14 protein-coding genes and 1 riboswitch are annotated in these 15,209 nt (G+C 34.6%); all 14 genes read right to left on the bottom strand.

Annotated elements, in window-relative coordinates:
• Positions 1-185: 185 nt before the first annotated feature.
• A riboswitch (Lysine riboswitch) is annotated at positions 186-391 on the bottom strand.
• 64 nt (positions 392-455) lie between these two features.
• The 14 genes from yunB to CHI10_RS06950 all read right to left on the bottom strand — a co-directional run bounded on the left by yunB (position 456) and on the right by CHI10_RS06950 (position 15,137).
• A complete protein-coding gene (yunB, locus tag CHI10_RS07015; RefSeq protein WP_048011994.1) occupies positions 456-1,202 on the bottom strand; it encodes a sporulation protein YunB in 747 nt (248 codons plus the stop codon).
• A 130-nt stretch (positions 1,203-1,332) separates the two neighbouring features.
• Entirely contained in the window at positions 1,333-2,427 is a 1,095-nt protein-coding gene (locus CHI10_RS07010) for an HD-GYP domain-containing protein (protein ID WP_095243583.1), read from the bottom strand.
• 222 nt (positions 2,428-2,649) lie between these two features.
• Complete coding sequence (locus CHI10_RS07005) at positions 2,650-2,952, bottom strand: YunC family protein (protein WP_035329361.1); 303 nt, start codon at positions 2,950-2,952, stop codon at positions 2,650-2,652.
• A 117-nt stretch (positions 2,953-3,069) separates the two neighbouring features.
• On the bottom strand, positions 3,070-3,915 hold the full coding sequence (locus tag CHI10_RS07000; protein WP_095243582.1) for a DUF72 domain-containing protein: 846 nt from the start codon (positions 3,913-3,915) through the stop codon (positions 3,070-3,072).
• A 484-nt stretch (positions 3,916-4,399) separates the two neighbouring features.
• Positions 4,400-5,305 carry a stage II sporulation protein P gene (gene spoIIP, locus CHI10_RS06995; RefSeq protein WP_095243581.1) on the bottom strand — a complete coding sequence of 302 codons (906 nt, stop codon included), beginning with the start codon at positions 5,303-5,305 and terminating at the stop codon, positions 4,400-4,402.
• Entirely contained in the window at positions 5,295-5,834 is a 540-nt protein-coding gene (locus tag CHI10_RS06990; RefSeq protein ID WP_095243580.1) for an RNA polymerase sigma factor, read from the bottom strand. Before CHI10_RS06990 ends, spoIIP begins: the two co-directional genes overlap by 11 nt.
• Before the next feature lie 296 nt (positions 5,835-6,130).
• Complete coding sequence (locus tag CHI10_RS06985; RefSeq protein WP_095243579.1) at positions 6,131-7,861, bottom strand: DUF2326 domain-containing protein; 1,731 nt, start codon at positions 7,859-7,861, stop codon at positions 6,131-6,133.
• Positions 7,852-8,097 (bottom strand): ABC-three component system middle component 6, encoded by a 246-nt coding sequence (locus CHI10_RS06980; protein WP_095243578.1) that lies wholly within the window; start codon positions 8,095-8,097, stop codon positions 7,852-7,854. The genes CHI10_RS06985 and CHI10_RS06980 overlap by 10 nt, the downstream gene beginning before the upstream one ends.
• A gap of 4 nt (positions 8,098-8,101) precedes the next feature.
• Positions 8,102-9,043 carry an ABC-three component system protein gene (locus CHI10_RS06975; RefSeq protein ID WP_095243577.1) on the bottom strand — a complete coding sequence of 314 codons (942 nt, stop codon included), beginning with the start codon at positions 9,041-9,043 and terminating at the stop codon, positions 8,102-8,104.
• Between the two features lie 167 nt (positions 9,044-9,210).
• Positions 9,211-10,524 (bottom strand): hypothetical protein, encoded by a 1,314-nt coding sequence (locus tag CHI10_RS06970; RefSeq protein WP_286137224.1) that lies wholly within the window; start codon positions 10,522-10,524, stop codon positions 9,211-9,213.
• 105 nt (positions 10,525-10,629) lie between these two features.
• A complete protein-coding gene (locus CHI10_RS06965) occupies positions 10,630-11,445 on the bottom strand; it encodes a lipid II flippase Amj family protein (RefSeq protein ID WP_095243576.1) in 816 nt (271 codons plus the stop codon).
• Between the two features lie 354 nt (positions 11,446-11,799).
• On the bottom strand, positions 11,800-12,408 hold the full coding sequence (locus tag CHI10_RS06960; RefSeq protein WP_072581341.1) for a hypothetical protein: 609 nt from the start codon (positions 12,406-12,408) through the stop codon (positions 11,800-11,802).
• A 99-nt stretch (positions 12,409-12,507) separates the two neighbouring features.
• Positions 12,508-12,705 (bottom strand): hypothetical protein, encoded by a 198-nt coding sequence (locus CHI10_RS06955; protein ID WP_095243575.1) that lies wholly within the window; start codon positions 12,703-12,705, stop codon positions 12,508-12,510.
• 440 nt (positions 12,706-13,145) lie between these two features.
• On the bottom strand, positions 13,146-15,137 hold the full coding sequence (locus tag CHI10_RS06950; protein WP_095243574.1) for a VapE domain-containing protein: 1,992 nt from the start codon (positions 15,135-15,137) through the stop codon (positions 13,146-13,148).
• Between the last annotated feature and the right edge of the window lie 72 nt (positions 15,138-15,209).

Genomic DNA, 15,209 nt, shown 5'->3' with positions numbered 1-15,209 from the left:
AATCCGACAAGAAGGTTAAAGAACAACCTTCATGCCGGCTCGTCTTATGCTTGTCGCCGATAAGCGGGCGCCTTCCGCTTTTCGTAGGGGGAACAACAAGGATGATGACAAAAACCAAAATAAAAAAAGAGTAACGATAGAGAAAAATCTATCATTACTCTTTTGAAGTAATTAGTTTCTCCATCACGATCTGTAGCTCCCCATTATGAGGCTTTGACAAAGTATATTCATACTTTCCCCTCATAATGACAGTGTTACTCCTATTCGAAGTAACCCCAGCAAAAATAGTTCTGACTCACTAATCTTGCTTCGGCAACATTCCCTTTCGGCTGCGGTCGTCGTTGTCATCCTCACACAGCATACTTATGAACCCTGCACCTCTACCCCATCGGATATGATAAGGTTTTATGAAATTATAGTAGAATCTTATCAAAATACCAATCTATTTGCAAGCTTTATTGGCCGGCCGGTATTTCGATTGATGGCGAGGTACCCCCTCCGCCATTGTAAAATTGCGGGACCTTTCCAGGATAAATGCCATAAGCGGCCAGCACATCTTCCTGTACTGTGATAATTTTGGTGGCAAAAGGAATGATAATTTGAACCTGTACGTCCAGGCGGACCAGCACCTTCACTTCCACATTATTTATTCCGTGATCCTTTGTTTCAGTTATGAAATTGGAGGTAACGGAACCGACTGCATTAAACTTCACCGGTATACGGGGACCCAAATTACCAAGGAGGGCATTATTGGTTGCCTGGCCAAGCGGCACGTAATAGACAATTCCATTTGAGTGCTGCATTTCCTCCGTGTTGATTTCCACGTCTGTAAAGGACTCCAACGCATCCAAATCGCCCTTTTCCGCTTTCTTAATATTATCCTGAACCAGTTCGGTTACTTCCGCTTTGACTCTGTTCAGCTTTTCCACGTTTATGCTGACAACACCGCTCTCGCTCGCTTCAAACATATCTTCCAGATCCATCACATTGGTAATTTTTTTATTAATCGCATTGTTTATCACCAATGATGCGATTTTCCTTGTCTGTGAATCGGCATAGCTCATGAGTGTCGGTTTAAGCCCTTCGTTGATAATCCAGAGGCCGGCAGCTGTTGAGATAACGAAAAATACAAAGGTCAAAAGAAATACATAACGAAATGGAAGAGGTCCTTTCCGGGGCAGCCGGCCGCGAAATTTTGCCAAAACAAATCCCCCCTTTACAAGCTATATGTATGCTGTAAAGGGGGGAACTAGGCTCAAAAATCCAAAATAGTTTATCGCAGTCTTACCGGCAGTAAGACTCCAATTTAATAATCATCGGGGGATAGATACTTTATTGCTGTACTAAAGTCGTATCACAGCCTGTAATAACAGCATTCAATTCAAGCCCTAAATCTGCTTCATAGGGCTCCACATACCTGCCCTTTTCTTCAAGTATCCGAATGACAGGCCTGTCGCTGAGACCCGCGTTCTGCCGGCACACAACACCTTTTCTTCCATCATTCAGCTCGACCGTAACACCAACTGGATACACGGCTACTGCTTTTCGGAAAACTTCAATGACTTTCTTATCAAATAATTTCCCGGCCCCTGCATACAGAACTTCCAGCCCTTCGTGGGGGAGCATAGCCTGCCTGTAAATGCGGTTAGATGTTACTGCGTCAAACACATCGGCAATCGCAATTATCTTGCCAAATTCATGAATCTCGTTCCCCTGCAGGCCGCGCGGATAGCCTGAACCATTTAATCTCTCATGATGCTGAAAGGCGCAATGTGCAACGAGGAGAGGGATCGTCTCTACTTTTCTTAATATATTAAATCCATCTTCCGGATGCTTCTTTATTGATTTAAATTCGTCTTCTGTCAATTTACCCGGTTTCATAAGAATATCTGCAGGCACCTTCATCTTTCCGACATCATGAAGAATAGCACCCATCCCCAGGATTTCAAGTTCCTTTGGCAGGAGCTGAAGCTTCATCCCGATTGCCAGTGAATAAAGAGTCACATTCAGGGAGTGTGTGAATATATAGTGATCATATGTATAAACATCTGACAGGATCGTAAGAAGCTCTTTATTTCCCCTTATTTCAATAATCAGCTGACGAATCAGCTCTGAGAGTCGCTTTGAGGCATTCTCAATTACCAGTGAGGCGGACAACTCTTTATTTGCTTCTACTTCCTTCAGAACGGTTTCTATGGTTTTAATAGCCTGCTTGCGCATTTTAGGAGTCAGAGGGTCCCTATATTGGATATCCTCAGTGCGCAAATCTTTGATATACACATAGGTAATACCCATTTCCTGCAGTTTATGTATTAATTTATCAGCCAGCTCCACACCTTCATGCAAAAGGACCTGACCCTTGTCATTATATATAGCTTTGGCCAAAACACTGCCAGTCTCAATTGTATTGGTTGCTGCTAATCTCATATGTATCTCCCATATCCATTTTTCGGTGCTACTTTATATTTCGGGCATTATTTGGTTTTATTTACATTATACGACAAATTTCCCGGTTTGAGAGTGACTTTATAATATATTTCCGGATAGAAAGATTTATTTGCGGATAAACTGGTTTTACTTGTGAATGAGGAAATTAAGTGCTCAGCTGTATCATGAATTAAAAAAAGACAGCCCTATCCAGGCATGCCTTTAGATCATTTTGAGAAGTGCTTCTTTTCCGATCGTTCCTTTAACAATTCCCAGCTCCTCGGCCTCATAAGTGACAGATTCAAGGGGGGCATTTAACAGCTGATCTATCGTTTTTACACCGACAGCCCTGCCGGCAATTACTTTGCGGTCCTTAAGCTTCTCATTCAGCAAAGCTACATCCAGGGCTCCGCACATGATATACCCTTTATCATTCGTTACCACCAGCAGATTGGTCTTCGGCAGCTGCACAGAAACACTCAAAAAAGTGTGGCCATCTATATCAATCGGCTTCAAATCAATCATACCTGCACCCACTCCTTTCCTTTTCCCTTACACAATATGTGCGGACATGGAAAAGGGTGAACGGTGACAGGCACCTATACCAGTTGGCTGAAGTGGTATAGGTGCCTGTCACCCGGTTTAAAATAAATCTAGCTGTCTGGGAGCGAGCTGCTGATATTCGATATCGAGCATTTTGATCATTTGTTTAGCATTGTCTGCCGCGTCACCGCCGGAGTTGTTGTTGAAGACGACGAATACATTTTTACATTTTTTCTCGAGCGTTTTTAGATGTTCTGCCCATTCTGCCAGTTCTTTTTCATTATAGCGGTACAGATAGCGGACCTCCCGCCAGTTGTCCGCATTCTTTTTCTGCCAGCCGTGAAAGTTTCGGCCGTGAAACCGAACAAGAACCTTATCAGGACTGGTTGTTTCCAGGACCATTGGAATAGAACCCTCACCGGCTTGAGGTTCGTCACAGATGCTGTGAATCCAGTCTTCCTCTTTCATAAAGCTTAGCGTGCTTTCCCTAAACTCCGGCCGAAACCATGATTGATGCCTGAACTCCAGGGCACAGGGGATCTCCCCCATCTGCTCCCTGCACCAGCGAAGGTAATCGACATTGGCCTTTTTGCAGTCAAACCATGGCGGAAATTGAAACAGCACCATAGCCAGTTTGCCGGATTCGATATAAGGCTCCAATGAATCTTTAAACGCTTCAAACATCTCTTCCTTGCTTTCAAATGGGATTTCGCCTCTCTGGTGCCCCGTCATGCCCTGATAGGCTTTTACAATGAATTGAAACCCATCTGGCGTGTCTTTTACCCATCTCGCGGAGTTGCGTTTTGGCTGCACAGCATAAAATGCAGAGTCCACCTCAACGGTCGGGAAATGGCCGGCGTACTCCTTTAATTTATCTCTTGGCGAAATGGCGCCTGTATAAAGGCTGTCATGATCGCCCCAGCCTGTTACGCCTATGATAATCATTGAAACCCCTCCGTTTGGCCTGAGTATTATATAAGCCGTAATTCATCAAAACCAATTTGCTTTTATCAAAATGGTATATCATTACTTTAGCAATTTAATGATCAATTTTTCAAAAATTACTATAGCCTATTCCCTATTTAAAAACCCGCTTACCATGGCAGGTAAACGGGTTATAATAAATTATCTATTAACCGATGGAACCTTCCATTTCAAATTTGATTAATTGTGGGTCAAATAACTTGAAATAACTAATAAAGAAGTGGCTTTATATCAAGGTTTGAACAGTTTTTTTTAAAATAGAATAAAGTGCAAAATAAAGTCAATTCGGCATAAAATCGGCACGGAATCGGCACGAAAACTAATCTAAACCAACCATATGTGAAGTATTTAAAAACTTAGAACTCACAGTATGCTGTGAGTTCTTTTCACTTTGCTTACTAAGGACTCCTAATGTGCAATATAGTGGATTTAAAAGTTAATCTCATTATTCTTCTTGATTTTCAATAACTTCTTTAATAACTTTGGCAAAAACATCAGTAGTTCTATAAGATTCTTCCAAAGTATTTTCAACTCCGCCAATCTCTAATATTACAGAATTGCTTTGAAGATCTTGATTATATGTGTTTTGTGGATTTTCACCTTTTTCAAATACCCCTCTGGACAATCCAGGATATAGTTCTTCTAATTTTTCATGTAGGCGAATCGCAAAGTCTCTGTTCTGGTCATGATTTTGGGTTGTTGTTGATACAATAAATGCAATTCTGGCGTAATCTTTTCCATCAATACTTATGGTTGTAGCTTTTCTTTCTTGTGAATCTCTGTGTATGTCAAATACCATTCTTATACTCTTATATTCATTTAATGTTTCTTCTAATTTTTCCCTTGATACTACATAGGATTTACCAAATGATAAGTTCCGTTCCTTTAAGATTGCTGCTATATCAGTATCATCTAATATTGAATTAATTTTATGTTCTTTTAACTCTTTACTTAATTCTTTACCTACCAATGTTATGTTCCTTGAATCACTAAATGCTTTACTTGGGTCGGTTACGTTAAGCTCTGGAATAAATGACTCATTATTATGTGAATGATAAATAAACACTAATGGATCTGGTTCTTCAACAGTAGATGATAATGATTGATCTCCAACGTTATTTAGAACTTCTGTAATTATATCTTTCCCACTAAAAAAGAATATCCATGAAAAAGCAAAGGCAAAAAGTAAAAACCCACTTGAAATGGCGGACAATCTTTTCACCATCGATTTCCTTTTCATACTCCGTGCCTTTTGTCTAATTTTATTTTCAGTTGAAACGATAAACTCTTTACTTGGATTTTGAGGGTAGGTGTCTTTAATCATATCAAATATCTCTTTTTCATTTTGCATTTGTCAAAACCTCCTCGGCATCAATATTCAGTTTTCTTTTGAGGTCTTTTAAGGCTCGGTGAAAATCTACTTTAACTTTTGATTCACTACATTGTAGAATTTCAGAAGTCTCTTTTATGGAAAATTCATTTATTCCACGAAGTATTACTACTGCTCTATGCTTTGGTTTTAATTTCGAAATTGCCTCATGTACAATTTGTTTGATTTCATTAATTTCAAACTCTTCATCTGGCTTATTGTCATCAGATTCCAACTGTTTAAAAAATCCGTCTTTAAAAACAGATGCAAATTTCTTTTTCCTATAATGATCAACAGCTACATGTTTTGCTATGGAAAAGATCCATGTTTTTAAATTGTTTCCGCTATTAAAATTGGGTAAGTTTTTTAATACACGTATAAATACTTCTTGTGTCATGTCCTCTGCATCGTTTTGATTTCCTGAAAAACAAACAAGAAATCTATACACGTCTAAATAATGCTCATTATAAATGATAACAATACTGGACTCTAAGTTCTTTAGATCAATCAAACTTTTCCCCCCTCATTATGTATTCACCTATTATTCGTTTGAGGTGAAAAAAAGGTTACAATTAATTTCAATAAAAAAGCAGAGCATAACTTCTATACTCTGCGGATTAAACATGTCTCTATATAGGGTAAAACCTATCTCATTATTTAACTATCATGCCTGTTAACCTAAATGAAGTACAGTTTCACCACAAATATGTATAAATAAACCGTTCTAACATTGTAATTGGACTAACATCGTTACTAAAAATGAGTAAAAATAAACACCACAACCCCACTGGTATATGGTGCTTCCTGTTATTTATTATAATCCATATCAACTTGAATACCCAGTAATTTACTTTTATCAGATTCGTCTGTAAGTACAAGTCTGGTACTATCTTCTATAATATTTTTGTATTCCTCTTCGGTCATTAAATCCTTAAAGGAAAGTATTATATCTTCATTGATTGTTGCTATGTACTGTAAACCCTCACTATTCACTTTTTCATATGCCAACTTAAGCAAACTATAACGTTGTCTCGGATCCATATTACCAAATAAGCGACTATCATGAAAAAGAAACTCAAATTTATGATTCTGCTTTAATAATAAAATTGTCATATCAAAACAGAATATTTTAACTTCATTTACTCCATCAGAAGAATCATCTTGAATTTTAGCGATAATGTCAAACCTTATAGTATTATCACCATCATTATTAATTACTTTTATACCACCTGGTTTTTTTTCATAAAAAGTTTTGGAAAGGTCTCTAAAGGTAGTCATAATATCTTCAAGTAAGTCTTGAAGGTTCTCTAAATAATTATCCGTTTCATTGTTCTGAGTGTTAAAGTCAGATTGTACGTCCTTTAGTTTCTTTTTATAAGTTCGTAAGATTTCTTGGTACTCATTTAAACGTTCAAGTTTTGTTTGCATATCATTTAATTTTTTATTTAAGGCGTTATAATCCTCAAGTGCCCCATGTGTATTTAGATAACGGAGAGCTTTATCAAGTTCTTTTCCAACCACTTCGATTAATTCTTCGGTTTCTTTAAGTTTGTCATGGTTTTTAATTTTTTCGTTTGTCAGTCTTCTATTTCGATTTTTAAGAAGGTTCTTTTGAAAATTAATAGCTTCTTCCATTTTCTTTACTATCATTTCAGGCACTTCTATTTGAGCTTGATTATATAAATTTATTACCTTCTTCTCAGACAAATCTGGTTTTATTTCCAGAGACTTATTTATATGTTTGATGGAGTTATTAATAAGTGTTCTTTTATTTTCTAACTCTTTTAATTGGTAATGTTTTTCGTCTGCCTCTTTTTCAATATCTTTATAATTAGCAGCTATTTTGAATTCAGCTAATTCATTTTTCAATCTTTCAATATTATCCTCTAAGTCAAGGATTTCAATTTCTGTGTCTTCATTGTTATTAAAATGTTCCCTAATGATTGGATCCTCTTCAATATTTGTCTTTAATTCTTTAGTCTGCCTAAACAATGTACGTAATCTTTGTTTTTCAGTAACAAATTCAGTTTCAAGACCTAATAAAAAGGAGTTATTTAGTACTTTACTGTATTCTTGTTCATTTTTAATAAATGCATCATATGTTACATAGCTTTCCCTATCTCTTCTGATAAACCTAGGGAATAAAGTATTAAAAGTTAGATTGTTTATCTTTTCTGTTACACCAAAGACTTTTTCTAACATTATTGATCTAAATTTTGCTAAAGTTAACTTTTCTCCATTTAAGAAAATTTTGCTCTGATTAGATGTATTTCGTACTGAAGTATACAATTCGCCATCTATTGAGAATTCTAAAGTAAATTCCCAGCCAGGTATTTTTTCTTCAAAGGGGGCAATTTTATTTGAACCTAAGCAAAAATGCAGAATGTAGATTAATAATGATTTTCCTACACCGTTGTATGTTTTATCTAAGCTCTTATCATCAGGATTTGCCTGTTTCCCAATAATCAAATTTAAACCATCTTTAAACTCAATGGTATGAAAAGAATTCATATTTGAGCTTAAACGTATCAACCGCATAACTGTATTTTCCCCCTTTCTCCCTCTTCAATTGCACCAATTGTAAATAAAAAAGTTAGACCTAAGATAAAATTATCTAGATCGTGATGTACTGGTAGCTCACCAGTATTGTTTATTTTTTGGAAGTTGCTCCATAGCTCATCAAAGCTGATTGGTTTATGAATAAGGCTCAATATTACAGAACTAAGACCAAAAATTGATTCGGATAACCGAATATGCTTTTGTGGTAATATCATTTTATTATACCTCAGTAAGTTTTTTCGGTTTTTCAAAGATATCACATGCTTCAAAGTAAAAAGACATGAGAACTAAAACAGCATCTTTTACTGCTTTTTTACCATTTGGAGAAGCATTATTAAGTATATAAAAAAACCTTTGGTCAGGATAATTTACTTCATTATCACTAATAACCTCTTTGGATTCATCATACAATTTTGAAAAACGTGTCTTTAGTTCATTCTTAACATATTCCCCTGTTGCTGCAAAATATGTTTCTAAATCGCCAATTTGATAACTGGCAACGTTTAATAAATTCGCAACTTTTGGGCTTAGCTTATTAAATACTATCTTATATTCAAAATCAGGATCATCTAAATATGTATCAGAAGATGCTTCTACTTCAGAGTTCATTAAATATTGGACAGCTTGATTTAGTACATCAAAATCTAAAAAGCTAATTTCCTCATTAGGTATGAAACCGATGATATCGTTAATATCGGTTTTTGAAAGCTCCATAAAAATAGACTCTAAATTGTGTGAACAAAAGGAATCACAAATCACATCGCTATTTTCAGAACTGAGAAGAAGAATTTCTTGCTCTACTTGGGGTGGTAGACCTTTATATTTATCGTTAACTACATAATAAAACTCTTTTATTTTACATAAGGCATCCCAATGTTTTTTTAGACCTTTAAAATCTTCCCTCAATTTACTTACTGCATCAGTAATAGTTTTGGTCTTTTCAACATTCTCTGGAGCAAAAACCTGGTAGTATACACCTTTTGTTTTATCAAACCCATCATTTTTTCTATCTCCAATATTTCCGTATGGTTTAATCATTCGAAAATTTGAATTATGTTTAGTCATTATTTTTGAAAAGAGATTTTCATAAAGTTGTCCGTCACTCGTATGAACTTTTATTTGAAACATAATCCTAGCAATATATTTTTCACTGGTATTCATTTATATAGCTCCTACAATCTTATTTAAAAATACTCAAATGCGAAATAATATCTTTTAATATGATATTAAAGTCTAATATTGGTAAAAACAAGGTGAATTTTCCAAAAAATAAAAAAATAGCTTCCTTTAAAGGAAGCTATTATTACAAAGACTTACATGGAAAGTACTCAAAATAGATTTTTATATTTTTCTTCAACATCATCGCCCAACAAACTCTTGGCGGTTTCTAGTAACTGTTTATGATTGCTTTTTGCAAACCGACCTTCATAACATTGCGGATTGGAATTCGCTTCATGAAGAAGTACTTCTAACTGCTCCTTACTAAATTCTTTGAAATATGGGCTAATACAATGATCAAAAGTATAATCAGCCGTATTATATTGTCCACTGTGATAATAATGACTAACCATTAAATCATAAAATTCAGGTAATGCCTCATTTCTTCGACTAATATTGAATAGAAACTCAATTTCAATTTTCTCAAAAATATGATAATGTGCGTAAGGCTGATTGTAAAAATCACCTGTTGTATGAAATTCTGTATCTAATTTTCTTAAGTGGGTTGATATTGAATCTGATAAAAAGTAACTTTTAACAATCAATTGTTTTTTGTTTTTAATACGATTGGTTAATATTTGTCTAGTATGTTCTTTTAACAATGGGTAAACATCAGGGTACTTAGATATAAAGTCTACAAATTTACCTAATATGTTGCTATTTTCATCCATAAAATCGCTAAAATGAGCTATTTCTTTCTTTATAAACTCGAAAAGAGTTTCTTCGTATCTTTTATAAATTATTAAAAGCACCTTGTAATTAACATTTCTATTTTTGTTTTCTCTTTCTCCGTCGCTTTTAAAGACAATTTTCCATAAATGTTTAAAGATATATTCAACAACCTCTTTATTAAAATGAACAAGGAATTTGGATTCTAAATAGATCTCTAAGCGTTCTTCAGTAGAAAAGTCATTTTTAATTCTTTCAATTTCCACCATAAATGGTGCAAATACATTTTTGGTAAACAATGGGTGCTTTGTCAGTAAGCCTTCTAGCATATTAATCATAAGAGACTGTACCAATTCCTTATTAGGTCTGTGTAGAATTTCTATTGAATTTAGAACAGGGTGTCCAGAAAGGTTTCGGTACCTTTTTAACGTAGTAATATGAGTATATACATCATTCTCTAACAACTTAGCTTCCTTAAATGCTTTTTCAATAAGATTGTTCTCCCAATCAGGTGATACTGGATTATCTTCTTTATCTGCTTCTAAGTCCTCTAAAATCTTCTTAGCTTTTAAGTCATTGTGAATATCCTTTAAATCGTTCAATTTAAAAATTAAATCACAAATAACTACAGTATATAACATCACTACCGCTGATCTGTAATTCTGGTGTTCATATGAGCTAAGAACCTCTTCAAAATATTCTTTTGTTTTTTGATGATAAATTCCTTCAACTAGTTCAGCTAGATTATGCTCCATAATTCTCTTCTCCACTTCCGATATATAATAGAAAGATTTGAAATTCTTTTTTCAATCTATTAGATGAATAACACATTAAATCAAATCCCATTATAAAATCCTGCTCTACACAATAAACTTTGTGAACCAAGCTATATATTCTGCTCCCCAAATGAATAACAATTGAGCAAGCACTGTACCTAATAACCTTGATGTTACCATCATTAGTGACATATTTTTTAGCTTATTGTAACTTCCTCTTTGATTAACAACATCGTCAGCTATCACAGAAATTTTCGGGTCTATAAAAATAACTAAAAGTATTGTTGCTATACCATTAATTAAACCTGATGCCATAATAGCCGTAGAAGCTCTTTCAGGAGCTATTAAGGCTGCATATAATGCTGATAATACACCAATGGTATAGATGGCAGTTATTATCATATTTACACAAAATAGTTTTATTGGTATATCCTTTACTCTAGTATCCTGTAAGTATGAAAACTTAGGTAAACTAAAATGTGTTATGCCGCGCTTTATGTACTGTAAAGAAAAAATTCTTTTCATTAATGAAGGTACAGAACCTTTTTCCTCTGATAAATGAATGATTGCTCTTGAAAATAATGCGATAAAAGTAGGAAGCAGAATTATTCCAAATAATGTTCCAACTGTTGATGCACCAATAAGAATTCGAAATTGAGTTTCTACAAACTCCAGAGCATTTTCCTTTGGAGCAGTATCAATTAGGCTACCAGTAAAAGGTTGTTGCATCATATTAGCTAGTCTAGAAACAATGACCATAATGTTAAAAAGAGATAAAGCTGATGCAATCATTTTAACTCTTGCACCCGATAACCTCACAGCATAGGCAAGTGTTTCTATCGAATGGATGATAAAAATAAACAAAGCTATAAATAATAATTTTTCAGTTAAGAACTCCATTAAGGTATTACCTTCTTTTGCATATGAATTTAATGTCCTAATTTTACCATAAGATTCAATTTTCTACTTGCACTAAGGCAGGCTAGTCAAAGAAATATCTTTATTTACCACAATAATGCATTCAGTCATATAAAAAAAAGAGCAGCTATATATTTAGCTGCTTAAAGATTGAAGGGTTTTAATTCTAATAAATAGATAGAAAAGCTACCTAACGATAAACATGATAAGATACCTAACTTCTTTATAAAAAAAATTAGAGGATTTTCTGATTGGTCGGAAAAGGTTCCCTTGCCGCCGTTTATCCCATTATGTAATAAAGGTCATTACATAGGGGGGGCTTTCAAAAGGGGACAATCATTTGTTCAAGTACTCCAGTAAATGATTGTTCAACACCTCTGCAAGCATCCTGTCTTCCACTGTAGTTCCGTTCTTAGGTGACGATTTTCTCTTTACTTTTTCTAGCAACTCTCTGTCCTTCAGCTCTTTATCGAAGCGCTTATATAACTTCTCTCGTAATTCTCTATCAAGTGTTAGTTGTACTGGTATTTTCCTGTTTTCATGCTTGAGTTGATTTTGGCGTTCACGATCTGCTATCTCTTCATTTGCTAACTTTTGATTAAGACTATAAATGATTCCACGAATATAATCAGCAGGTTCAAGTCCTAATTTATTTGCTTCTTTTAATAAAGCTTTCCGTACATCCTTTTCAAGCCAGACCGTGCCTTGGTTAATATGCCGCCCTGTCTTTGACAGTGTTACCTCTTTAAGTACATGTCGTTCATCAATCGCTTTTCGTATGGTTTCACCATAAGGATCAGTTTTCCCATTTATGTTCAAACGTCTGATCAAGCTATTTAACGCCAGAACATCTTGATAACTTAGAGAAATTCCGAGCAGGTTTTCTTCTGGCGGTCTAACAAATCCTTGAACTTTTTCAAGTACATTCAAATTATTGATTTTCACGTTTCCACCTTACCCTTTTCATTTCTTTGAAATTATATTTTGTTTTCAATGCTGTAATTTTCTTCGATGGCGCACCTATAATTTTATAAATATACTCACTCATGGACTTTTATCACCCAATAACTTGTTATTCGCATTATCACCTTTGGTATCTAATTGCTCCATACCTACCTTAAGAAAAAAGTTATCACTATGTTGTCTAGCCTTTTTCTTGTTTTCTGGCTTCTGCCGATATTGGCGATAATATGCTTTCCGTCCTTCATCAATTAATGCTTGAATCTCGGTATCATTTTTCACATATTCACCACATTTCTTGTCAATTTTCTTTTATTTTATTTTGCATAATTTGTGTGGTTTTTATGCATACTATGGACTTTTGTATACAATTAATAAGACATGGTTGTATATCTTTATGTCACCATAGTTAATCAGCATAACGTATTATTGGTGACACAAAAAAGGGCTAGACGTATCAACGGTTCTAGGTGAACTGTCACCAAGTCACCAACGTTTTCTATAAATAAAATGGTAAGATTCAATCCCAGTTGAAAAAGCAGTATTATTTATTTAAATTAAAAATAATTTTTTATCGTATAAATTGGTGTCTTGGTGACAAATGTGATTAGAAACCTTGAGATAACAGCCTTCCATATTGTCACTACCACGTCACCAACCTGACACCAGTAAAATGTTTGTGACAAAAAGCAAAAAAAAAGAGCACCCATATTTTTGAGTGCTTAATTTTTTAATCCAAAAATCCGTTGATTACTATTGCCGTATTTTTCTATACGCTTCCACCCTAAATGTTCATAACCCAATGAAGTTAAAATGCTAATAATACGATTGGAATCTTTTCGTGTAGGCTTCTTCTTTAAATCTTCTGTCATTATTTCATCCCATATCTGACGAACACACACTTCTCCATGCTCTTTCACGTATTCATCAATTTCCCCTTCAAGTGGGTCAACATCTTTGAAATTCTTATATACTTCCTCTGCTTGTTCCTGAATTTCAGCATCAATATATGTGAAGTATCCTTGATCATAATACACTTTTGCTTCAGCCCAAATTTGAGCCACAACTTCTGGTGTTAAATCCGTGAATGGATTATATTTTCTTTCCTTGCTACACTTAATAGGAAAACGTCTTCTCTCTCCTGTTTCATCGGTTAACACTTCATTTTTATTAGAAGTTCCATAAAAAACGGTGTGTCGTTTATGACTTGTAGCTTTCCCACGTTCATAGGCTCCTCTATAAATATCATCACAACTTGAAATGAACGCTTTAACCTCTTCATCACTTTTCCCATTAAACGCTTTCAATTCTGGAAATTCACAAATCCAAACATTAGCCAAAATTTCACCTGCAATTTTTGGTTCTAAACTTCTTAAAGAATCCGTGAACCAATTTTCATTTGCCAGTTTAAAGCCAATTACACTTTTTCCTATACCTTTTTCGCCAATAAGCACGGGAACAATTTCAAACTTACAGCCTGGTTCATAAATACGCTTAACTGCACCAGTAAACCAGCGTTTTGTGACTTCCTGTGTGTAAATAGAGTCCTCTGCACCTAAATAATCACAAAAAAAAGTCGGTACTCTGATTTCTCCATCCCATTCGGCTGATTCTATGTATTCCTTAACTGGATGATACCATCTTTTACGAACTACATGGATAAAAGCATTATGTATCATGTTTCTTCCTTTGAAATTCCACTTTGTAGCAAACCAATGTTCCAATTGGTTGTAATCAGAAGATAGCCATGTTTTTTCCTCTCCATTTCTCCATTGTAAATCCCCATGAACCTCACATTCTAATGTGAATTCGTTAAAACGAATATCACCTATTGTATTTTCAAGAATCAATTCAGTATTTCTTGCATTACTTAGTGGGGTTCCATACTTATTAAGTTCCAAAGCCGCTTGCCAATCCTCACCATCATTCTTAAATGAAGAATTTCTTTCTGGTTTCCATTTATAAGCCGAGTTAATTATTTTTATTAATTGTTTTTCTGGAAAATCTGTTTTATCTAAGACAAAATATTCATAAATCAATTTCATTGATTTCTCAGCATCTTCTTTAGGAATTTCCCAAGCATTCAGTCGTGCTGCAAAATGATATAAATTGTCATCCCTGCTACCATTTTGAATAGGTATGGGAAATTCATAATCGTCTTTTTGTCTTCTAATAGGACGTAAAAAGAACGGCAGTTCATCCAAGTCTTCACTTTGAGAAAGGATATAGCGATCTTCAGTGTTATGAGTAGGAAAAACAATATATCCATTCGTTGTTCCTACACGTGTATCAATAGCAATACCTATCTGTGTGAAAAATTTTGAAATCTGTTTAACTAATTTTGTATCCTCCTCATCTGCCTTAAAAACAAATTGAAATCCTCTCGGTGTCTTAATACAGTGATGGCGAATACCTTCTTTATCTAGCAATGTTTTTAGAAGGACTCCTGAATTGGAATCATCAACATCAATTACTATATAACCTTCAGGAATAACGACACCAATCCAGCCATTTAAAGTCAACCATCTTGTTATTTCTGATTCACTTGTTAAATACGTCCATTCCCTACCTACTGGCGTTTTAGCGTCATTATAATCCTTACTGAAATTTTTTATTGAGAAGCCTTTTAATTTTAATATTTTTGCACCAGGCATTATTTTTTCTACAATTGCTGTTATTTCTTCTTCTGAATCAAAAACTGGAATACTTAACATCAAACAAAAAACTCCTTCATTTAAAGTAATTTCTAATTCACAAGGAGCGAAATTACAACAACAAAGGAGTGT

This window comes from Bacillus sp. 7894-2 (assembly GCF_002272225.1).
Lineage (GTDB): Bacteria > Bacillota > Bacilli > Bacillales > Cytobacillaceae > Cytobacillus.
Note: the sequence above shows the minus strand (reverse complement) of the source record. Positions and strands in the feature narration are given on the sequence as shown.

What these genes read in the sequence shown, in the direction of transcription:
- CHI10_RS06970 (WP_286137224.1), bottom strand. Translation starts at nt 10,524, where the DNA reads ATGGAGCATAATCTAGCTGAACTAGTTGAAGGAATTTATCATCAAAAA.
- CHI10_RS07000 (WP_095243582.1), bottom strand. Translation starts at nt 3,915, where the DNA reads ATGATTATCATAGGCGTAACAGGCTGGGGCGATCATGACAGCCTTTAT.
- CHI10_RS06950 (WP_095243574.1), bottom strand. Translation starts at nt 15,137, where the DNA reads ATGTTAAGTATTCCAGTTTTTGATTCAGAAGAAGAAATAACAGCAATT.
- CHI10_RS06985 (WP_095243579.1), bottom strand. Translation starts at nt 7,861, where the DNA reads ATGCGGTTGATACGTTTAAGCTCAAATATGAATTCTTTTCATACCATT.
- CHI10_RS07010 (WP_095243583.1), bottom strand. Translation starts at nt 2,427, where the DNA reads ATGAGATTAGCAGCAACCAATACAATTGAGACTGGCAGTGTTTTGGCC.
- CHI10_RS06975 (WP_095243577.1), bottom strand. Translation starts at nt 9,043, where the DNA reads ATGAATACCAGTGAAAAATATATTGCTAGGATTATGTTTCAAATAAAA.
- CHI10_RS07005 (WP_035329361.1), bottom strand. Translation starts at nt 2,952, where the DNA reads ATGATTGATTTGAAGCCGATTGATATAGATGGCCACACTTTTTTGAGT.
- spoIIP (WP_095243581.1), bottom strand. Translation starts at nt 5,305, where the DNA reads ATGCAAAATGAAAAAGAGATATTTGATATGATTAAAGACACCTACCCT.
- CHI10_RS06965 (WP_095243576.1), bottom strand. Translation starts at nt 11,445, where the DNA reads ATGGAGTTCTTAACTGAAAAATTATTATTTATAGCTTTGTTTATTTTT.
- CHI10_RS06980 (WP_095243578.1), bottom strand. Translation starts at nt 8,097, where the DNA reads ATGATATTACCACAAAAGCATATTCGGTTATCCGAATCAATTTTTGGT.